Source organism: Pseudomonas sp. DR 5-09 (assembly GCF_001655595.1).
Lineage (GTDB): Bacteria > Pseudomonadota > Gammaproteobacteria > Pseudomonadales > Pseudomonadaceae > Aquipseudomonas > Aquipseudomonas pharyngis.
Genome location: NZ_CP011566.1, coordinates 4890875 through 4911135, shown reverse-complemented (window position 1 = coordinate 4911135; position 20261 = coordinate 4890875). Strand labels below are relative to the sequence as shown.

Sequence of the window (20261 nt, the reverse complement as noted above, 5' to 3'; positions counted from 1 at the left end):
TGTACAGGTTTAGAGAAACATCCCGCCCGACGCTTCAATCCGCTGACCGTTGATCCACTGCGCCCCCGGCGACAGCAACAGCGCCAGCGCACCGCCGATGTCATCCGGCTGCCCGGCGCGGCCCAGCGCGGTGTTGCTGGCGACCATGGCGTTCAGCGCCGAATTGTCGCGCACCGCGCCGCCGCCGAAGTCGGTTTCGATGGCGCCCGGTGCCAGGATATTCACGGCGATCTGCCGCGCCCCCAATTCCTTGGCCTGATAACGGGTCAGCACTTCCATCGCGCCTTTCATCGCCGCGTAAGCCGCGTAACCCGGCAGGGTGAAACGCGCCAGACCGCTGGAGATGTTAATGATCCGCCCGCCATCGTTGATCAGCGGCAGCAGTTGCTGAGTCAGGAAGAACGGCCCTTTCAACTGCACATTCATCAGCAGGTCGAACTGCTCCGGCGTGGTGTCGGCGAACGACGCATGCACGCCAATTCCGGCGTTGTTGATCAGGAAATCGAAGCGCGGACGCTCGAGCTGTTGCAGCGCCTGCTCGACTCGCACAGCGAAATCGGCAAAGCCTTCGCTGCGGCCGACATCCAGTTGTAGCATCACGGCTTTGGCGCCGAGTGTTTGCAGTTCCTGCACCAGCGCCTGGGCTTCATCGGCGCGGCTGTTGTAGGTGCCGATGATGTCCACGCCTTGCGCGGCGAGGTGCAGGGCGGCGTTCTTGCCGAGGCCACGGCTGGCACCGGTGATCAATGCGATTTTGCGGTTCATGGGTTTTCCTCGATGGCGGTGACGGTTGATGGGGCCAAGTTTATTTATCCGCCATGAGGTGATAAACAGACTGAAACCGGAATCACTGGTCGGATTGTCCGAACAATCAATGGGTGGCCCATGAACAAACTGGAACTGCTGCGCACTTTCGTCCGGGTCAGCGAATTGTCGAGTTTCACGATGGCGGGGGAGAGTCTGGGGCTGCCGCGCTCAACGGTATCCGAGCAGGTGCAGGCGCTGGAAACCCTGCTCGGCACGCGCCTGCTGCAACGCACCACGCGCAAGGTCCAGGCGACTCAGGACGGCCTCGCGCTGTATGAGCGGAGCAAGGATCTGCTGTCGCACATGGACGAAATCGAAAACCTGTTCCGTCAGGACGAAGCGTCGCTGACCGGGCGGATCCGGATTGACATGCCGAACATTCTGGCGCGGCGGCTGATCATGCCGAAGTTGCCGGAATTCATGGCCCGTCATCCGAACCTGGAACTGGAAATCAGCAGCACCGATCGCCGGGTCGACCTGCTCGCCGAAGGTTTCGATTGCGTGCTGCGCATCGGCGCGCAGCCCGATCAATCGGTGGTGGCGCGGCACCTGGGGGATTTCAGCATGATCAACTGCGCCAGCCCCGCGTACCTGGAGCGCTACGGCGTGCCGCAGACCATTGAAGATCTGGCGCAGCATCGACTGGTCCACTACGTCGGTGTGCTGGGTTCGCGTTCAGAAGGGTTTGTCTACGAGCAGGACGGACAGGTCCACCGGGTGCCGATGGCCGGCAGTGTGACGGTCAACAGCACCGACGCCTACGAGTCGGCGTGCCTGGGCGGGTTTGGTCTGATCCAGGTGCCGCGCACCGGGATGAACACCTATCTGGACAGCGGCGAGATCGTCACCGTGCTGCCGCAATACACCGCGCCGGCGATGGGCATTTCACTGTTGTACGCGAGGCAGCGGCATCTGCCGTTGCGGGTGCGGGTGTTCATGGACTGGCTGGGGGATTTGATTCGTTCGACGCTCTGATTTCTGCCGCAAATCCCTGTGGGAGCAAGGGCTCTCACAGGGATTCCGCTGGATCAGAAAATCTGGGTAAACAGCCAATACAGGCTGCCCGACAACAGAATCGCCGCCGGCAATGTCAGTACCCACGCCATCAGCAGATTGCGGATGGTCTTCATCTGCAAACCGCCACCGTTGGCGACCATGGTCCCGGCCACGCCCGAGGACAACACATGAGTGGTCGACACCGGCAGACCGAACATGTCGGCGGCGCCGATGGTCAGCATCGCCACGGTTTCCGCCGAGGCGCCCTGGGCGTAGGTCAGGTGGGTCTTGCCGATCTTCTCGCCGACCGTGACCACGATCCGCTTCCAGCCGACCATGGTGCCCAGCCCCAACGCAATCGCCACCGCGATCTTCACCCACAACGGAATGAACCGGGTGGCGTTGTCGATCTGTTGCTTGAACAGTTGCAGCTTGCCGCTGGTGTCGGCGTCGAAGGTGCCGACCTTGTTCTTGTCCATCAGGCGAATGGTTTCGCTGGCCAGGTACATGTCGTTACGCACGTTGCCCATGGCCTCGGCCGGGACTTTCGCCAGCGAGCCGTAGCCTTTGACTTCTTCACCGATGTGCCCGGTCAGGACGGCGAGGGCCGGGATCAGTTGTGGCGTGGCTTCCTTGCTGCGCACGTAGTCGGAGAGCACGGCGCGCGGATCGGCCGGTGCCGGCAGTGGCGCACTTTTCACCAGCGCTTGCTGGGTCACTTGGGCGACGGCGGCGAATTGCAGCGACTGTTCTTCCGGCATCGTGCGGTTCAGTGCATAAGCCATCGGCAGGGTGCCGACCAGAATCAGCATGATCAGGCCCATGCCTTTCTGGCCGTCGTTGGAACCGTGAGCGAACGAAACGCCGGTGCAGGTCAAAATCAGCAAGCCACGAATCCACCACGGCGGCGGGGTGTTGCCTTCGGGTGCCTTGTATAGAGAACGGTTCTTCACGAACGCACGCAGCGCCAGCAGCAACAGCGCCGCGCAACCGAAACCCACCAGCGGCGACAGCAGCAGCGCGTAACCGATTTTGGTGGCCTGGGCCCAGTCCACACCGCTGGTGCCATCGCGGCCGTGCATCAGCGCGTTGGCCACGCCGACGCCGATGATCGAACCGATCAACGTGTGCGACGACGAGGCGGGCAGGCCCAGCCACCAGGTGCCGAGGTTCCACAGGATCGCCGCGATCAACAGGGCGAAGATCATCGCGAAACCGGCGGACGAGCCGACTTGCAGAATCAACTCCACTGGCAGCAGCGCAATGATGCCGAACGCGACTGCACCGCTGGACAGCAGCACGCCGAGGAAGTTGAAGAATCCCGACCACACCACGGCCACATTCGGCGGCAGCGAGTGGGTGTAGATCACCGTGGCCACGGCGTTGGCGGTGTCGTGGAAGCCGTTGACGAACTCGAAGCCCAGCGCAATCAACAGGGCTACGCCGAGCAGCAGGAACGGGGTCCAGGTGGTGACCACCGTGCCGAGTTCGTGCATGTCGTGCATCAGGCTGTAGGCGGTGAACAGCATTCCCATGGCCAGCACGGCGAAGAACACCACGTAAGTGAAGGGGCCGGTTTTTTTGTCGAGCGCCGGCCTGCCGCTGGCAGCGGAGGCCGGGCTGACGGTCAGGGAGGGAGTAGCCATGGGCGGACAATCCTGAGCGGGGGAAGGAGTGTCGCCCATGATCGTTGCTAAATATTACAGAGAGACTGCGACAGATCAGTGTTTGGCGGATTGGCCGCGCCGCCGGTCCTAATAATCCCGGCGTTTGCGAAACGCCCAGCGCCCGGCGATCACCGTAAACGTTGCCACCAGCGCCACCAGAATCCAGAACCCCTCCGGATCGGTGGCCAGTGGCACACCGCCGACGTTCATGCCGAAGAAACCGGCAATGATGTTGATCGGCAGCGCCAGCACCGTGACCACGGTCAGAGTGAACAGCGTGCGGTTGCTCTGTTCGTTGAGGTTGGCGGCGATCTCTTCCTGCAACAGCTTGATTCGCTCGCCCAGAGCCGTGAGGTCGTTGATGATCAGCGCGAACTCCTCGGTGGACTTGCGCAGCTCCTTCACGTCTTCCTTCTGCAACCAGGGCGGCGGTCGGTTGAGCAGGCGCAGCAGCGAACCCGGTTCCAGCGCCAGCAGCCGTTGCAGGCGCACCAGCACCCGCCGGTTGGCGCCGAGTTCGGCGCGGTTGGTCGACAGTCGCGAGGAGAGCAATTCGTCCTCGACCTGATCGACGCTCATGCTGGTCTTGCGCACGATCTGCGTCAGCACTTCGCCCTGGTCGCGCAGCAGGTGCACCAGCAGTTCCAGCGGCGAACGAAAGCACTCGCCGGACTTCACCGATGAACGCAGCTTGTCCACCGAGTGCAGCGGTTGCAGACGCGCACTGACGATCAGTTTGCTGCGCACGCAGACCCAAAGCGTCGACACGTCCGACGACACCATGCTGCTGAGGTTGAACACCACATCGTTGACCACCGCCAGCAACGCCGAATCGACATGCTCGATGCGGGTCGAACGCGAACCTTCGTGCAGCGCTTCGAAAAATTCTTCGGGCAATTGCAGATGGCTTTTCATCCAGCGCTCGCACGCAGCGTGGGCCAGGTTCAGGTGCAGCCAGAGAAACTCATCGCTGTCGCTATCGTCTTGCAGGCAGCGCAGGGCGGTGGCCGAATCCACCTCGCGCCCGCGTTCGCCGGGGCGAAATCGAAAGCCGTAAAGCAGGCCGAACAGGTCAGGGTCACGATGGCTGATATCGAGGCTGTGGTTCATGAAGGCTCGCTGCGAGGAGGCGTCTGTCGCGGGATTTGCAGATTCACCCGAGCCGCATCATCGCAATGTCACGTGACGGTTGTGTGACAGCAAAATGACGTCAAATCAACGCGTTACCGGTGGTCGGAGTTTTCTCAAGAAGGCCTCTGACAAGCCGATCACGCATGAGTTAGGTTGCGCGCCTTCGGCCAAGAGCCAAGGTCCGCCGACAGGGATGTCCGGCTAAAAAATCACGTCTTACCGGACGTGCCTCATCCCTGTCCCGAGTACCTGCGATGCTGCAAAAATCCCTGAGAGCGCAAATTCTCGCCCTGCTGAGCGGCAGCCTGCTGGCGATGCTGTTGATCGCGCTGGCCTGCTTTCACTTCCTGTCCAACGGCGTGCAGAGTTACAGCCAGTTGATCGCCGGCCCCTTGCACACTTCGCAACTGATCGACGAAGCCAACCTGCAATTCAAGGTGCAGGTCCAGGAGTGGAAAAACGTTCTGCTGCGCGGCAAGCAACCGGCGGATCTGGCCAAGTACTGGGGCCAGTTCGAAGACCGTCAGCGCGATGTGCAGGGCATCCTCGGTGAGCTGGCCAACCAGAAAGGCCTCGAGCCTGCGCTGAAAACCCGCATCGAACGCCTGCGCGAAGAACATCGTCTGCTCGGCGCTGCGTACCAGAAGGGTCGTGATGCCTACGTCGCCGCCGGTGCCGATCCGACTGCTGGCGATGCCGCCGTCAAAGGCGTTGACCGTGCCGCCAGCGATCAGATGAGCGAACTGGTCGCCGAGTTGCGCAAGCAGGGCACCGAGCAATCGGCGCAGATCAGCGCCAGTGCTGATCGCACTGTGTGGCTGGGGCTGCTGGTGATGCTCGCGTCGGGTTTGCTGATTGGTTTGCTGAGCCTGTGGCTGGTCAACCGCAACCTGGTCGAGCCGATCCGCAAGCTCATCGACTATGTCACCCAGTTGAGCAGGGGCCGTCTGGTCGAGCGCGTGGTCAGCGACCGTCAGGACGAACTGGGCAACCTGGCGGCTGCCGCCAACACCCTGCGCGATTTCCTCGCCGAAACCTTCAATCATCTGCAACGCAGCGCCAAGGATCTGGACAACGCCAGCGGCGAGTTGAATGCCATCGCCACGCTGATGGCCGGCGGCACCAACGAACAGTTCAACCGCACCGATCAGGTGGCCACCGCGATGAACGAAATGTCCGCCACTGCCCAGGAAGTCGCCCGTCATGCGGCCGACGCCGCTCGTGCGGCCGACGATGCCGACCAGTCCGCGCAACAGGGTGAAAAGGTCATGCAGAGCACCATCCACAGCATCACCCAGATGCGCGGCGAAATCGCCAACACCGCCACGGTCATCCGTCGTCTGGAAGCCGACAGCGGTCGCATCGGCAAGGTGCTGGAAGTGATTCGCGGGATCGCTGAGCAGACCAACCTGCTGGCGCTCAACGCCGCCATCGAAGCGGCCCGTGCCGGTGAAGCCGGGCGTGGTTTTGCGGTGGTTGCCGACGAGGTTCGCAACCTCGCGCAGCGTACGGCGGAGTCGATCATCGAGATCAACCAGATCATCCACAGCGTGCAGACCGGCGCGGTGGATGCGGCCCACGCCATCGACAGCGGCCAGACCCGCAGCGATGAAAGCGTCGAGCAAGTGACCCAGGCCGGTGCCATGCTCGAGCGCATCACCCACGCGGTGGAAGCAATCCGCGACATGAACCGCCAGATCGCCACGGCAGCCGAAGAGCAGACCTCGGTCGCCGAAGACATCTCGCGCAACCTGACTGAGATCACCTCGATTGCCAGCACCAACCTCGACAACGTGCAGCGCACCGAAAGCGCCAGCCAGAACCTGCACGGCCTGTCCGGCCAACTGAACGACGTCACCGCTCGCCTGAGCGTCTGACCGGCCAGTGACTGTGTACCGGTTCGGATACCGAGTCGGTACACAGTCGATCTCAATTCGTGCAGACCGCCGCCGATGCCCGGTTATCTATCACCGGCATTGGAGATTTCCCATGGTCAGCATCACGTCTGTTTCGATCAATCAGACCGTCACTACGTCTACCAGCAAAACCTCGATTGCCGACACGGGCGACGACACTTCGACCACCGCGGCGGCCGGCACTGGCGTGAAGGCAGACACCAGCAAAGTCGCAGCAGGCGGCGGTGCGGCGCCGGCGGGGGACAGCAGTTCCAGCAGCGATGAATCGGATACGGTGAAGGAACTGCGCAAGCAGATTGCCGAGCTGCAGAAGCAGTTGCAGGAAGAGCAGCAGGCGTTGCAAGCGGCTCAGGCCAAGCAGGAAAGTCAGGACGCCAAGGCTGCGGATGTGGCGGCTGCACAATCGCAGATCGCGACGACATCGGCTTCGTTGCAGACGGCGACGGCGGCGTTGTTGGCGGCATTGCAGGATTCGGACAGCGGTACTTCCGGTTCGTTGGTCAGTACGACCGCGTGAAGCCTTTCCCCCTCACTGTAGAGACCGGTACATCCTTTACACATTAGACCGGGGACATCGTTTACACCTTTTACAGGCTTGATACGCGGTTGGCACCGCGCTCAAGCCTGCCTAAACAGAAGTTGCAAAGGTACAGCTCCCACACGTCATCAGCCACTTCCTTCAGCGCGATGTCCTCGCCGATCAGCGCCTCGCCCAAAAACATTCGTTGCCCCTTCCACTTGAACTCGCCGTTCGAGCGAACCTTGCGTACCTCAACCTCAGGGCCATATTCGACCGCGGGCAAGTAGCCCGGATACGGGCGCAACGAAGGTCTGTAGACGGAAGCCGGCGGTTTCATGCCCAGTGCGGTGTGTGGTCGATCATGGTTGAAGTCCTGAACGAACTCTTCAAAGGCCAGCTGTTGGCGTACGAGATTTTCCGCCGGTGTTCGCAGTACCGCTGCTTTGAGGGTGCGGTGCATCCGTTCGTGTCGACCGTTCTGGTCAGGACGCCCTGGTGTGATTGTCTCGATATGGATGCCATGCCTGATGAACCAGACGGACAGCTTCGACAGCCGCGACAAACCGGTCGATGCGAAAGGCGCCCCGTTATCTGTGCGGATTACGTCCGGCAATCCAAACTCCCGGAAAGCCCATTCGAATCCCTGTCGCGTCGGCTCGCTGTGCGTGCCGGGCAGCGCCCGGCAGAGCAGCAGATAGCGACTCATCTGATCGGTAATGGTCAGCGGATAGCACCAATTGCCGTCCTGCATCCTGAACTGCCCTTTGAAGTCGGCACACCAGGTCTGGTTGGGTTCATCGGCCGGGCGTAAATGCGTCGGAGCACGCGGGCGCAAAGGATAAGGGCGCCGCGCAATGACCAAGCCAGCCTTCTTCAACCACTCACCAGCAGTGCTCGCGGCCGGCCATGGGATCTGTGGATCGGACTTTCGCAGGCGATCAATGATCTGTTTGGGGCCTCGATCGGGATGCTCGTTTTTCCTGGCCAGCAATGTGGCGATGATTTCATCCGGGGTTTGATGAGGGCAGTTCAAAGGCTTGCGGGATTGCTCTTTCAAGCCATCCACACCGAGCGCTGCATACCGATCCAGCCATTTATCGACGGTTGGCCGGCTGACCCCATAACGCCGGCTCAATTGGCTCTTGGTGTAGCTGCCACTGAGCCAGTCACTGACTAATTTCACTCGTTGATCCATCGGGGACTCTTGATTCCAGGGCATGGTCAGCACCTCCTGACCATGATTGATACCTGTAAACCATGTCCCCGGTCTCAAACGTAAAGGATGTACCCGGTCTTTACCCACCCTAGCCCTCTCCCAAAGGGAGAGGGGACTGACGGAGTTGAATGTTCGAGTTACGCCGACCTGACAGTTCTGAGTCGAACTCAGGTTTGAACAGCATGAAGATCGGCTCCCTTTCCCCCTCGCCCCCTTGGGGGCGGTCCGACGTTTCGGGAGGGCTGGGGTGAGGGGATGGTTCTCACAGGCGAAACCGGAGTTTCGTCAAACGCCAGACACAAAAAAGCCGCACAACCCAAAAGTCGTGCGGCTTTGTTTTATCAGCCAATCAAGTATCTTGCTTGTTGCTCAGCACCTTGCCGGTGGTCGCATCGAAGTCCACATCGAATTCTTTGCCATCGGCAGTTTTGAGTTCAACTTCGTACTCATAACCATTGAAGTGGTTATCCAGGTCAGTGTCAGTAATGGTCGCACCCGGATGCAGTTTCAGCGCTTCTGCGTTCATCGACTCCAGCGACTTGATCTTGCCTTCCTTGACCAGTTGCGGGATCTGGTCAACGCGAACGTCAGCCTGGGCCAGGCCAGCGGTGAGGGTCAGGGCGGCAGCGGTAAACAGGGCAGTCAAAGTTTTCATCGGTTATTCCTTTGGGTGATTCGTTTAAGTGAGTTCAGGTTAATCGCCGCAACTTAACTCACCCTTAAAACGCAGCGAGCAGGCCGGACTCCCCGAGGGAGCGAGCCTGCTCGCGATACTGACGCCCGAATTTGCAGATCAGAAGCCGTTGTTCTTCAACACCTGATCCACACTGGCGGCGGCCGGGCGTTTGTAGAATTTCAGCAGTTCGCTGGCGCGGTTGGTGAAGATGCCGTCGACGCCGGCGGCCATGACTTTCTCGAAGTCCACCGGCTCATCCACGGTGTAGACGTGCACCAGCAGGCCCTGATCGTGGGTGTACTGGTTCATCCAGGGCTGCACCAGATCCGAATAGCTCTGATCGCCACCGTGGGTCAGCTTCGCCGAAGGGCCGGTGCCGATTGCACCCTGGGCCTTGGCGTAGTCGATCCACTGCTTGAACTCGGCTTCGGATTTCGGCTCCTGCTTGCCGTAGAACGCGTTCTTGTCCTTCTCGCCGGATTCGGCAAAGGTCACTTTGGATTTCGGCTCGATGCTGCCTTCGCCCACCCACAGCAACAGGATTTTCGGCACCTGCGGCATTTCCTTCTGCAGCATTTCCAGGCTGCTCTTCTCGAACGTCTGCAGGATCACCTTGCCTTTGCCCTGACCGACGCCGAGGGCGCTTTTCGCCAGTTTCGAACCGGCCGGGCTCAACCAGCCGCGATCCTGGAGTTTTTCCTTCAGGTCATGCTCGATCCCCGGGAACAGCTTCGGCTCCTTGGTTTCGATGTACAGGCCGGGTTTGTGCTTTGGGTTGGCCTGGGCGATGTCGATGATTTCGTCGAGGGTCAGAATCTTCAGACCGACGTAGGACGGGCGGGCGCGATCCGGGTACTTGGCGTTGTACCAGCTGCCGGCGTCGAGGGTTTTCAGTTCGGCCATGGTGAAGGCATTGGCCGGGCTGTCCTTGCGCTCCGGGAATTTGGTGGCGACGTCGGTGGTGCGTTGCAGGTTGTCGTCGTGCAGGGCGAACAGCACGCCGTCCTTGCTGCGCTGCAAATCCATTTCCAGGTAATCGGCGCCCAGGTCGCGGGCCAGTTTGTAGGACGCAGCGGTGGATTCCGGGGCATCGAAGGAGGCGCCACGGTGGGCGATCACCGCCGGGTGCGGAATGCCTTGAGTGGCGGCCAGTGCGACGGGGCTCGACTGGTTGGCGGCGTGGGCCTGACCGAGGCCGAGCATCAGGCTCAGCAGCAGTGCGCTTTTGGTGAAAGTGGCGGGCATTATCGAGTTCCTTTCGCAGGCATTTTCAAAGATGTACCTTTTAGCAACTCAAACGAAAACCTGCTATCGCGAGACCGACATAAACGTACTGAAAGCGAAAATTTGCGCACTTTTGTGCGTTCGTTTGCAGTACGCTTGGCCACGGCAACCGCCCCGGCAGAGGGCGCGCCACCCATTGCCCTGCGTGTAAACCTTCGATCACTTTTGTGAGGTTTACCATGCGCATCACATCGCAACTCATCTGCCAGGCCGCCGACGACCTCAAGGGCTTTGTCGGCCTCAACCGCAAGACCGGCCAGTACATCGTGCGCTTCAGTGAGGACTCGTTCGGCATGGACGTGGCCGATGACGGCATCATTCCGTGCAGCGAATTCGTCTGGGCACCGGCCACCGAACAGACCATGACCCTCAAGCGCGAACTGATCCAGTTGCTGCTGGACCAGAACATCGATGACCGGATCAACATCACCGAGCCGTTGCGCGTTTACATGAACAAGCGCGAGGTGCCGGAGATTGAGGCGGTGCGTAGTCTGGTGAAGGGCTGAGATTCTGCTGCGACTGTTCTGGCCCCTTCGTCGGAACGCCGCCCGGAGCAAGCCCGCTCCCACAGGTACAGTGGGATCTTCAGAACAACCCATAACCTGTGGGAGCGGGCTTGCCCGCGAAGGGGTCAGTGATTACACCGCAATACTCACTCCCCGAACCGATACTCCCGTTCCACCCGACACACCCGCGTATGAAACGCCGAATACCACTCGGCCCGTCCACGCGCCTGAATCACCCGGTGCTCCGGATTCTCGCGCCACGCCAGAATTGCCGCCTCACTCTCCCAGTACGAAACCGTAATCCCCACCCCGTCCGCGCCCCGGATCGAATCGATGCCGAGAAAACCCGGTTGCTCGGCAACCAATTGCATCATGCGCTCGGAGGCCTCGGCATAGCCGTTATCGCCCTCGGTGCGGGTCGAAGTGAAGATCACGGCGAAACACGCAGTGTTCGGTTTCATCGACAGTGCTCCGAGCAGGCTTCGACAAACGCTCGCGCCAGCGATGGCAAGTTCCCCTTGAGCGCTGCGCGTTCCGGCTGGAACAGTGTGGCGACAAAGAACACATGGTTTTGCAGTTCGATGGCACGCAGATCGTCTGCCGAATCGTGACCCACGGCGTGTAGTTCATGGGTCAGCAACTCCCGTTCGAACTGCGGATTCACACCGTAGCGGCAGCGATAGCCTTCGCGAATTTCCGACGTTCCGTACGCCCTGGCGATCAACGAACCGGGCACCAGATGAATACTGTCCACTGCTTCCACCAACGAACACGTCAGCGGCGAGAGCACTGCGCGGCTGGCGTCGGGCGAAGTTTCGCCATGCTCGGCGTCGGCCCAGCCCAGCACGTTGCGGGAAAACTCCAGCACCGCATGCTGAAAACCGCCGCAGGTGCCGAGGAAAGGGCGCTGCTGCTCGCGGGCAAAGCGGATGGCCCGCAGGGCGCCGTCTTCACTTTTATAGGGGCTGGCCGGCACACACCAGAAGCCGTCGAAATGTTCCAGCGGTGTTTCCGTCAGGATTCGGTCGGTGGCCAACCATTGGAAATCGACCGGACGGCGAAGGTGTTCCGCCGCCAGTCCGAGGGCGACCGGGATGGCCTGGTGGGCGGTGACTTGCGGATCGTAATCACCGATCAGGGCGATGCGCAGGGCTCTGGATTCCATGAGTACTCGCTGTGCTTGTTGAGGGACGAAGCTCACTATAGATTGGCGTTCACGCACTCGAAATTGGCGTTTGCCCAAGTGATCAATGCAGCCACGCAATACCAACTGGATTTTCCGGATCTGGCCCTGATTCTCGCCTTGGTGCGCGGCGGCTCTCTGGCCCGGGCCGCGCAGTTGTTGAAGGTCGATGTGTCGACGGTGTTTCGCGCCGTGCGCCGACTGGAAGCGTCCCTCGGCCAGCAACTGTTCGAAAAAAGCCGCGCCGGTTATCTGCCCACCAGCCTCGTGCAAACCCTGGCCGAGCAGGCCGAACGTGCCGAGCAAGCACTGGAAGCAGCGCGTATCGGTGTGGAGCAGGGCGGCGAAGTGGTCAGCGGTACGGTGCGCCTGACCTGTACCGATTCGGTGTTGCAAGGTCTGCTGCTGCCGGCGCTGGCGCAGTTCATGCCGAACTATCCGGCGCTGACCATCGAGCTGAGCACCTCAAACGATTTCGCCAACCTCAGCCGCCGCGATGCCGACATCGCCCTGCGCCTGACACGTACACCGCCGGAGCATCTGGTCGGACGTGAGCTGACGAAGATCTCCTACCGTATCTGCGCCAGTCAGCGTTATCTACAAAAGGTTGAAGCGACCGATTTGGCGGCACTGACCTGGATCGCCCCTGACGACTTTTTGCCTGATCACCCGACCGTCGCCTGGCGCCGTCAGCAGTTGCCCGGTGTGACGCCGAGCTATCGCTGCAATAGCATGCTGTCTGTCACGGAACTGGTCCGCGCCGGACTGGGCGTGGCGGCGTTGCCGGACTTTCTCATCAATGAAGGGCTGCAAGCCCTGAGCGAACCCTTGCACGGTTACGACACCGCGTTGTGGCTGCTGACCCGCCCGGACTGCCGCGCATTGCGCTCGGTGGTCACGCTGTTCGATGAACTGGGGCGGGCGCTGCGGTGGCCGTGATCGCGTTTAACCCGGCGCCCGCTCATTGGCGAACATGCTCACCGCTTCCACCGCTTCGCTGGCGCCGTCACGAATCTGCAAAATCACCGTACCGGCCTGATCCGCCAGCTCAACACCCTGTGCCGCGCGACCACGGGTGCCGTCCATGCTCTTGATCGCCTGACGGGTTTCGGTCTGGATCAGGCCGATCATGTTGGAAATTTCCGCTGTCGAGCCGCTGGTGCGCGCCGCCAGTTGCCGCACTTCATCGGCCACCACGGCAAAACCGCGACCCTGCTCACCGGCTCGCGCGGCTTCGATGGCGGCGTTCAGGGCCAAAAGATTGGTCTGATCGGCAATCGCGCGGATGGTGTTGACGATAGCGGTGATCTGCTCGGAGCGCTCGCCGAGTTGTGCGATCAGGGTTGAGGATTCGGCGATGTCGTCGGCAATTTCGCGCATTTCACTGGCCGCTTGCTGAATCACTTGCGTACCTTGCTCGGCGACTTTTCGGGTGGCCACCGAGATGTGATAGGCGGCGCTGGCACTGCGCGCATCCTGCTCGTGCTGCTCGACCCGGGCGGTCACGTCCGACGCGAACTTCACCACTTTGCACAAGCGGCCGGCGGCGTCGTAGACCGGGTTGTAATTGGCTTCAAGCCACACGGTCTGCCCGCGTTTGTCGACGCGTTCGAACTGGCCCTGAAACAGTTCGCCCTGATTCAGCCGGCGCCAGAAATCCTGGTAGGCGCTGCTGTTGACCAGCTGCGCGGGGCAGAACAAACGGTGATGTTTGCCTTTGAGTTCGGCGAGGGTGTAGCCCATGCGCGTCAGAAAATTCTGATTGGCAGTGAGAATATTGCCGTCGAGATCGAATTCGATCACCGCCATGGCGCGGTCGATCGCCTGCAATTTCGCATTGGCTTCGCTTTCCTGCTGCACTTTGGCGGTGACATCCATGGCGTACTTGACCACTTTCACCACGCGACCCGAGTCATCCTTGATCGGGTTATAGCTGGCTTCGAGCCAGATTGGTCGGCCCTGGCTGTCAATACGTTCAAAGGTGCCGGACTGGAACTGGCCGCTTTTCAATCGCGACCACAACTCGGTGTACTGATTGCCACGGGCAAACTCTGGAGAGCAGAAATGGCGATGGGGCTGCCCGATCACCTGTTCGCGGGTGTAACCCATGGTTTTCAGGAAGTTGTCGTTGGCGCGCAGAACCACACCGTCGACATCGAATTCGATCACTGCCATGGAGCGGTTGATCGCCTCCAGCAGGCCGGCTTGTTGGTTGATGGTGTTTTGGAGATCGACGAGGGCAGTCTTGTGGCGGTTGAAAATCATGTTCATGGCACTCTGGAAATAGGACTGAAGGTGGGGTCCCTGTTTCCGCGTCAGCCAGCCAGATATATCGATGGCTGGAAGCAGTGTGCCAGCATCCCGGCTGGCGGATTAACTTATACAAAACTTTATAAACTTGTACAAGAAATCGATTTTTCTCAATTTTGTACAAGTTTTTTCAGGCGGGTGATCGGCTCAACGCTACGCTGATTGTGTTACGTCCCGTGTGCTTGGCCGTGTACAGCGCCTTGTCGGAATCTTCGAACCACTCAAGGGCATCGGCGTACGAGGTTTGATAGCGAGCAAGCCCGATACTCAGGCTGACTCGCAGCTCGGGGACGTCGGGATGGCGGTAACGATCCATTCCCTGACGCAGTTGCTTCATCAGCGCTTCGGCCTTGCTCAGGGGCAGGTTAGGCAGGATCACGCAGAATTCGTCGCCGCCGTATCGTCCGGCCAGCTCGCTTCCGTCGAGCACGAACTTCAGCTCGTGACTCAATTGCCGCAGCACCGCATCGCCGACGATGTGTCCGTAACTGTCGTTGATCGACTTGAAATGATCGATGTCGATCAGCGCCAGAATCGCTTGGGAATCGTGCTGTCGGCACTGCTGGAACTTGAGATGCAGCAGGTCTTTCCAGGCGCCGTGGTTGAGCAGGCCGGTCAGGCTGTCGGTGCGGCTCAGGGCGCTTAGAGTGCGTTTGTGTTCGGCGAGTTTGATCGCCAACCGGTAGCAAACCATTCCCAAAGCCAGCGGATAAAGCGTCAGCATCGGCAGGCAGGCCCAGACTTGAGTCTGCGTGGCCGTCAGAGTGAACTTGACCCCGAACATTGACCAGCCCAGCAGCACGCCGATCACCTGGGCGAGCGCGCCGAGCCAGAACAGGCGCACGCCACCGGCGGCGACGTTGTTCATGGTCATCATCGACAGAATGGTCACGGTGGTCAGTGGGTTGAACTGGAAACACGCGGTCCAGAAACCGCCGAACACCGAGTCATAGAGCAGGTTGCGGCGTTCGGCGCGATAGGGAAAGGCCGAGCGGGTCGACCATTGATAGGCCACATGCGGCCAGAGAAAGCCGTTAAACAGCAACAAGGTCCAGAGCCAGGACGGCATGTTCAATGGATACACCGCGGCGCCCACGCTGAAGAAGCCGATGCCCAGCCCGATGGCTCGCGGCAGGTAAATGCGTCTGGCGAATGACAAGCCTTTGCCGCGTTGGTTTTCCATGGTGTTCTGCGCCAGATTCATTCTGAAACACTTTGCAGTGTAATTCTTCAGCGTGACCGTTCATCGGCCAATGGCAGGCATTGTCATTTATTCCAGCGGGAAAATTCAGTGTCCTTGTGAGCCATTTACTGTGGCGCAGGCCTGATCTAGAGCTGATAGCAGGCCAGGAACATGTCGATTGCAGAATCGACCACGGCATTTTGCATCGTGCTCTCGAGCGAGGGCTGGCCCAGGGAGATCTGCGGCCAGAAGGCAAAGGTTTTCAGCAGCCCCTGCACTTGATGGGCGGCGAACTCTGGATCGACCGGTTTCAATCGACCATCCGCCTGTGCGGCACGAATCCACACGGTCACGCTTTCCTCACGTTCGCCCATGCGCGCCACCATGTTCTGCGCGCGTTCGGGCGAGTGGATCGCAGCCGCGATGGCGACACGGGCCAGATTCATGAAGTTGTCGTCCGCCATCATTTGCAACTTGGCCAACAGCATCGTTCGCAACTGATCCCGCAAGGGCTGATCGGGCTGATACGACACGGCCTGCTCAGTACTGATCCGTGCCCACAACTGATTGAGAATTTCGGCGAAAAGCTCTTCCTTGCTGGGGAAATGGTTGTACACCGTGCGCTTCGACACCCCGGCGCTCGCCGCGATTTTGTCCATGCTGGTGACCTCGAAACCGTTGGCCCGGAACTCGGAAATGGCCGCGAGGATGATGGCTTCGCGTTTGCGGTCGGTGAGGCGCGTTGGAGCTGTCATAAATTGGATTCGGCAGGAAAAAGGAGAGAATTACACTCGGCAGTTTACTTGGCATCCGGTTTGATGCAACCTAGAAACTACACCGATCAGTGTAATGTTGCCTTAATCGGTGCACCCTAAAACCAGATGTCCGGCTGATGCGTGCGTGCCTTGGCCATTTATCGTCCCACCGTGGAAAGCCGTGAATTGCGCGGTTTACCTGGAGTCTTTCAGTCATGGCCAAATCAATTTCTTCCGCGGTTAGTCCAGCACCTGAAGCTGCGCGACAGGCCGAGGGGACTTTCCGTAACCACGCGCCGGTGCAGCGCGAAGGTTTGCGCAAGATGCTGCGGATCATGTGGAACATGATCTTCCACAAACCACGTAACACTCGGCCGGCGGCAGCTATCCCGGTGCAGCCACTGACCCGCGCCGACCTGATCGCCGCTCCCAACCAGAGTGTCTACCGCCTCGGCCACTCGACCTTGCTGTTGAAGCTGCAAGACAAGTTCTGGATCACCGACCCGGTGTTTGCCGAGCGCGCCTCGCCTGTGCAATGGGCCGGACCGAAACGCTTTCACCAGCCGCCGATCAGCATTGACGAGTTGCCGCCGATCGAAGCGGTGATCCTGTCGCACAACCACTACGACCACCTGGACTACGAAGCGGTGTTGAAACTGGCCGACAAGGTCAACGTGTTCCTGACCCCGCTAGGCGTCGGCGACACGCTGGTCAAATGGGGCATCAATGCCAGCAAGATCCGCCAGTTCGACTGGTGGCAGGGCACCGAAGTCGCCGGCATCCGCTTCATCGCCACCCCGTCGCAGCACTTTTCCGGTCGGGGCCTGTTCGATGGCAACCAGACCCTGTGGGCTTCGTGGGTGATCATCGATGGCGATACGCGGATTTTCTTCAGTGGTGACAGCGGTTATTTCGACGGCTTTAAACGCATTGGGGAACAGTACGGCCCGTTCGACGTGACCCTGATGGAAACTGGTGCCTACAACGTCGAATGGCCCCACGTGCACATGCAACCTGAAGAAACCCTGCAGGCCCACCTCGACCTCAAGGGGCGCTGGCTGTTCCCGATCCACAACGGCACGTTCGACCTGGCGATGCATGCCTGGCATGAGCCGTTTGACCGCATTCTGGCGCTGGCCTGGGAACGCAGTGTGTCCATCACCACGCCGAAAATGGGCGAGGTGTTTAACCTGGCACAACCGCAACGAGGTAATGCATGGTGGTTGGCGGTTGAAGGGGAGAATGAGGCAGTGGTTCAAAGGGCGTAGTGGAGCTTCGCGTTATGCGAACACCACTTCAATTCGGCCCTCTTTGCGAGAGCGGGGGGCCGGTTTGACCACAATCTGCACATCTCGGCCGAGGTGGGAAAGGCATTCCATCATCTTGGCCTCACTGATGCCGCGGAATTTTCCTCTCAGCATTTCGGATAGCTTGGGTTGTGATAACCCCAAGATTTCAGAAGCTTGAGATTGAGTGAGATGACGCGCTTTGATGATTTCACCGATCTTTGCGGCGAGTTGAGACTTGACCTGCATTTCACTGGCGTCGGGCAAGCCGAGGTCTTGATAGACGTTGCCGCTGCCTTCTTCGATTTCAATCATTTCTAAGTTCCTTTCGCGTGGTCCTGAGCGGCTTGAAGTCTCTTTCGGATCAGATCGACATCGCACTGCGCGGATTTTATACCGGTGGTCGACTTTTTCTGAAAACAATGCAGGACGTAAATTGCATTGCCAAAACGGACCGTGTAAACGGCGCGGTAGGTATTCGTATCAAAGTCCTCAATCAACTCGAGGACACCCGCGCCTCCAAACCCCTTCAGAGGTTTTGCATCTGGATGTCTGAGACCGCTTTGGGCCAAATCCAGTGCGTAACCAAAAACATCCTGTACATCAGTGGGCATCTGCTTGAGATCTTTCTTGCTACTGCTAACCCACAGGAGTGGCTTCCTTGTACTCATGCGAAAAATATACCTATATTGGGATAATCTCAATCAATTGGTTCAGTCAGCCATCGCATAATCTCCATGACTCGCTGATTCCGGCATCGCACTTCTGACATTTCCCCCACGCCCCGGCGCAAACCCCGGAAAGAACACCAGCCCCTGCGCCTCAAACCGATAGGTCAACGCCAGCCGCACCTCATCCGCCACGTCCTGCTGCGCTTCGAACCGCTGAATGTCCTCTACTGAAACCTTGGCCTCTCGCGACAACTGTTCAATACTCCAGCCCAACATCCCTCGGGCCTGGGCGCAATGGGTCGGGGTGAACTGGAAAAGGGCGATACGTTCAAGGATGAGGTTCATCGCTGAAGAGGCCATGGTGTGCTCCGGGCTCGAGAGTGCTGATGGAAAATGTACTGTGTTTTTGTACAGTTGTTTTCGGCCGGGATCAAACGCATTTTTTGATTTGCCCTAGTTCGCCGCCTCCAACCAGACGGACGGTGCCTGACCGAGGATCCGGCGGAACATCGTCGAGAACGCCGCCGGGCTGTCATAACCGAAATCCAGGGCAATCCGCGTCACCGCTTCACCCGCCGCCAGCCGCGCCAGCGCCAGTATCACGCAGGCGCGCTGGCGCCATTGACTGAAACTTAGGCCGGTCTGCTGACGAAACAGTCTGTTGAAGGTGCGTAAGCTTACGTGCAGCTGATCGGCCCAATGCTGGGGGGATTGGTGGGCATTCGGCTGATGCAGAAAGGTCTGACACAGCTCGAGCAGTCTTCCGTCAGACGGCAGCGGGATATGCAACGGAAGCGGTGCACTGCGCACCAATTCATGCAGCAACAAGTCAATGAGCACGCCGTCACGCCCGCTCAGGTCATACGTCAGCGGCAGCTCCACGGCTTCCATCAGCAAGTGCCGCATCAACGGCGACACACTGATCACCTGACAACGCTCGCCCAGATCCACCGCCCCCGGCTCGATATACAAACTGCGCGTGCTGACCCCCAGCATCAACACCTCATGCGCCACCCCCGGCGGAATCCACACCGCTCGCTGCGGCGGCACCACCCAGTTGCCGTCATGCGTGCTGACCTGCATCACCCCGGTCGCGCCGTACAACAATTGCGCCCGCCGATGCGTATGACGTGGCAACAGATAGCCGTGGGAATAATCCGTACCGATCGCCACCACCGAGCGCGGCGTGTCATCCAGCAGATTGATCGAAACATTGCGCATCGAGCGGCACCCAGCAGTTGGCGTAAACGCAAACATTATTGGCTGGGTTGCTGAAGCGGGCCAAGCGCCGCCGCTCTATCGTCGACCGCTCCCAATCAACGGACGACGCGCCATGTTCTACCTCCTGCTGACACTCTTCGGTTGCCTGACCGGCGTCACCGCCGTGCTCTTCGGCTTCGGCGGCGGCTTCGTCGTCGTGCCGTTGCTATACCGCATGCTCACCGCCAGCCACGGCGCCGACGACCCGATCAGCCAATCCGCCATGCACATCGCTGTCGCCACCTCGACCTGCGTGATGATCGTCAACGCCCTGGTCGCCACCGGCAAACATCGCCGCGCCGGCAACCTCATCCGTGATTACCTGTGGCCCTTGGGCGGGTTCATCGGATTGGGCGCAGTCGTCGGCGCAATCGCCGCGGTGTGGGTCAGCGGCGAAGTCATTCGTTATGCCTTCATCGCCTACCTCGGCGTGACGATTGTCGATTGCCTGCTGCGACGCGGATTTCTTACGCAGTCCGAAGGCGCCATCCCACGGCGATTGGGAACACTGGAAACGTCTGGCGGCGGTGTAGGCATTGGCACCATCGCAACCTTTCTCGGTGTAGGAGGAAGCGTCATGACCGTGCCGTTATTGCGGCGTTGCGGTTTGAGCATGTCGCAGGCGACGTCGATGGCCAATCCGTTGAGCGTGCCTGTGGCGTTGGCGGGAACCCTGACGTACATGGCGATGGCGGGACTCAGCGAGACAAAATTTGGGCCATGGTTTATCGGGTATGTAGATCTGCTGGCGTTCGCAGTGCTGACGTTGGGCTCGATGCTGGGGATTCGACTGGCCACGCCGTGGATCGGGCGGATACCGGATCGGGTGCATGCGTGGGTGTATATCGCGCTACTCATCATCGTGATGCTGGGCATGACACTGAAGTAGCACCT

21 protein-coding genes and 2 pseudogenes are annotated in these 20261 nt (G+C 60.0%); 7 read left to right on the top strand and 16 right to left on the bottom strand.

The window, feature by feature from the left end; translation table 11 throughout:
- Positions 1 to 9: 9 nt before the first annotated feature.
- Positions 10 to 765, bottom strand: coding sequence for an SDR family NAD(P)-dependent oxidoreductase (locus PDR5_RS22020; RefSeq protein ID WP_064598857.1), 756 nt, complete (start codon positions 763 to 765; stop codon positions 10 to 12).
- A 120-nt stretch (positions 766 to 885) separates the two neighbouring features.
- Between PDR5_RS22020 and PDR5_RS22015 the strand changes: the two genes are divergently transcribed.
- Entirely contained in the window at positions 886 to 1782 is an 897-nt protein-coding gene (locus PDR5_RS22015; protein WP_064598855.1) for a LysR family transcriptional regulator, read from the top strand.
- A 53-nt stretch (positions 1783 to 1835) separates the two neighbouring features.
- Here the strand turns inward: PDR5_RS22015 and PDR5_RS22010 are convergent, their stop codons facing one another.
- Together PDR5_RS22010 and PDR5_RS22005 are read right to left on the bottom strand one after the other, a co-directional pair.
- Positions 1836 to 3449 carry an inorganic phosphate transporter gene (locus PDR5_RS22010; protein ID WP_064598853.1) on the bottom strand — a complete coding sequence of 538 codons (1614 nt, stop codon included), beginning with the start codon at positions 3447 to 3449 and terminating at the stop codon, positions 1836 to 1838.
- A 108-nt stretch (positions 3450 to 3557) separates the two neighbouring features.
- Entirely contained in the window at positions 3558 to 4580 is a 1023-nt protein-coding gene (locus tag PDR5_RS22005) for a transporter (RefSeq protein WP_064598851.1), read from the bottom strand.
- A gap of 275 nt (positions 4581 to 4855) precedes the next feature.
- On the opposite strand from PDR5_RS22005, the gene PDR5_RS22000 reads away from it, so the two are divergent.
- A complete protein-coding gene (locus PDR5_RS22000; protein WP_064598849.1) occupies positions 4856 to 6478 on the top strand; it encodes a methyl-accepting chemotaxis protein in 1623 nt (540 codons plus the stop codon).
- A 112-nt stretch (positions 6479 to 6590) separates the two neighbouring features.
- Positions 6591 to 7034: a hypothetical protein gene (locus PDR5_RS21995; RefSeq protein WP_064598847.1), complete on the top strand. Its 444-nt coding sequence runs from the start codon at positions 6591 to 6593 to the stop codon at positions 7032 to 7034.
- A 70-nt stretch (positions 7035 to 7104) separates the two neighbouring features.
- On the opposite strand, the gene PDR5_RS21990 is transcribed toward PDR5_RS21995, so the two are convergent.
- The 3 genes from PDR5_RS21990 to PDR5_RS21980 all read right to left on the bottom strand — a co-directional run bounded on the left by PDR5_RS21990 (position 7105) and on the right by PDR5_RS21980 (position 10174).
- Positions 7105 to 8256, bottom strand: a complete 1152-nt coding sequence (locus PDR5_RS21990; RefSeq protein ID WP_064592843.1) for an integrase core domain-containing protein — start codon at positions 8254 to 8256, stop codon at positions 7105 to 7107.
- A gap of 346 nt (positions 8257 to 8602) precedes the next feature.
- Positions 8603 to 8908, bottom strand: a complete 306-nt coding sequence (locus PDR5_RS21985; protein WP_007963131.1) for a PepSY domain-containing protein — start codon at positions 8906 to 8908, stop codon at positions 8603 to 8605.
- A gap of 138 nt (positions 8909 to 9046) precedes the next feature.
- Positions 9047 to 10174 carry a glycerophosphodiester phosphodiesterase gene (locus PDR5_RS21980; protein ID WP_064598845.1) on the bottom strand — a complete coding sequence of 376 codons (1128 nt, stop codon included), beginning with the start codon at positions 10172 to 10174 and terminating at the stop codon, positions 9047 to 9049.
- A 218-nt stretch (positions 10175 to 10392) separates the two neighbouring features.
- Here PDR5_RS21980 and PDR5_RS21975 point away from each other — a divergent pair, with 218 nt between their 5' ends.
- Positions 10393 to 10719, top strand: a complete 327-nt coding sequence (locus PDR5_RS21975; RefSeq protein WP_064598843.1) for a DUF2025 family protein — start codon at positions 10393 to 10395, stop codon at positions 10717 to 10719.
- Positions 10720 to 10865: 146 nt separating this feature from the next.
- On the opposite strand, the gene PDR5_RS21970 is transcribed toward PDR5_RS21975, so the two are convergent.
- Together PDR5_RS21970 and PDR5_RS21965 are read right to left on the bottom strand one after the other, a co-directional pair.
- Entirely contained in the window at positions 10866 to 11180 is a 315-nt protein-coding gene (locus tag PDR5_RS21970) for an antibiotic biosynthesis monooxygenase family protein (RefSeq protein WP_064598841.1), read from the bottom strand.
- Positions 11177 to 11884 (bottom strand): CTP synthase C-terminal region-related (seleno)protein, encoded by a 708-nt coding sequence (locus PDR5_RS21965; protein ID WP_064598839.1) that lies wholly within the window; start codon positions 11882 to 11884, stop codon positions 11177 to 11179. The genes PDR5_RS21970 and PDR5_RS21965 overlap by 4 nt, the downstream gene beginning before the upstream one ends.
- Before the next feature lie 15 nt (positions 11885 to 11899).
- Here PDR5_RS21965 and PDR5_RS21960 point away from each other — a divergent pair, with 15 nt between their 5' ends.
- Positions 11900 to 12841 carry a LysR family transcriptional regulator gene (locus tag PDR5_RS21960; RefSeq protein ID WP_064598837.1) on the top strand — a complete coding sequence of 314 codons (942 nt, stop codon included), beginning with the start codon at positions 11900 to 11902 and terminating at the stop codon, positions 12839 to 12841.
- 6 nt (positions 12842 to 12847) lie between these two features.
- Here PDR5_RS21960 and PDR5_RS30560 read toward each other — a convergent pair.
- The 4 genes and pseudogenes from PDR5_RS30560 to PDR5_RS21945 form a co-directional block, all read right to left on the bottom strand.
- Positions 12848 to 13285 (bottom strand): annotated as a pseudogene (locus tag PDR5_RS30560) (methyl-accepting chemotaxis protein); the annotation flags it as partial.
- Between the two features lie 108 nt (positions 13286 to 13393).
- Positions 13394 to 14077, bottom strand: a pseudogene (locus tag PDR5_RS30555) (PAS domain-containing protein); the annotation flags it as partial.
- 265 nt (positions 14078 to 14342) lie between these two features.
- Complete coding sequence (locus tag PDR5_RS21950; protein ID WP_064600928.1) at positions 14343 to 15395, bottom strand: diguanylate cyclase; 1053 nt, start codon at positions 15393 to 15395, stop codon at positions 14343 to 14345.
- 146 nt (positions 15396 to 15541) lie between these two features.
- Complete coding sequence (locus PDR5_RS21945) at positions 15542 to 16150, bottom strand: TetR/AcrR family transcriptional regulator (protein WP_064598835.1); 609 nt, start codon at positions 16148 to 16150, stop codon at positions 15542 to 15544.
- Positions 16151 to 16365: 215 nt separating this feature from the next.
- On the opposite strand from PDR5_RS21945, the gene PDR5_RS21940 reads away from it, so the two are divergent.
- Entirely contained in the window at positions 16366 to 17418 is a 1053-nt protein-coding gene (locus tag PDR5_RS21940) for an MBL fold metallo-hydrolase (RefSeq protein WP_064598834.1), read from the top strand.
- 12 nt (positions 17419 to 17430) lie between these two features.
- Here the strand turns inward: PDR5_RS21940 and PDR5_RS21935 are convergent, their stop codons facing one another.
- From PDR5_RS21935 to PDR5_RS21920, 4 genes are all read right to left on the bottom strand, one after another.
- Positions 17431 to 17751: a helix-turn-helix domain-containing protein gene (locus PDR5_RS21935; protein ID WP_039773303.1), complete on the bottom strand. Its 321-nt coding sequence runs from the start codon at positions 17749 to 17751 to the stop codon at positions 17431 to 17433.
- 2 nt (positions 17752 to 17753) lie between these two features.
- Positions 17754 to 18107, bottom strand: coding sequence for a type II toxin-antitoxin system RelE/ParE family toxin (locus PDR5_RS21930; RefSeq protein WP_064598832.1), 354 nt, complete (start codon positions 18105 to 18107; stop codon positions 17754 to 17756).
- A 42-nt stretch (positions 18108 to 18149) separates the two neighbouring features.
- Positions 18150 to 18467 (bottom strand): XRE family transcriptional regulator, encoded by a 318-nt coding sequence (locus tag PDR5_RS21925; protein ID WP_039773300.1) that lies wholly within the window; start codon positions 18465 to 18467, stop codon positions 18150 to 18152.
- A gap of 93 nt (positions 18468 to 18560) precedes the next feature.
- Positions 18561 to 19328, bottom strand: a complete 768-nt coding sequence (locus PDR5_RS21920) for an AraC family transcriptional regulator (protein WP_064598830.1) — start codon at positions 19326 to 19328, stop codon at positions 18561 to 18563.
- A gap of 112 nt (positions 19329 to 19440) precedes the next feature.
- Here PDR5_RS21920 and PDR5_RS21915 point away from each other — a divergent pair, with 112 nt between their 5' ends.
- On the top strand, positions 19441 to 20256 hold the full coding sequence (locus tag PDR5_RS21915; protein WP_064598828.1) for a sulfite exporter TauE/SafE family protein: 816 nt from the start codon (positions 19441 to 19443) through the stop codon (positions 20254 to 20256).
- The last annotated feature ends 5 nt before the right edge of the window (positions 20257 to 20261 follow it).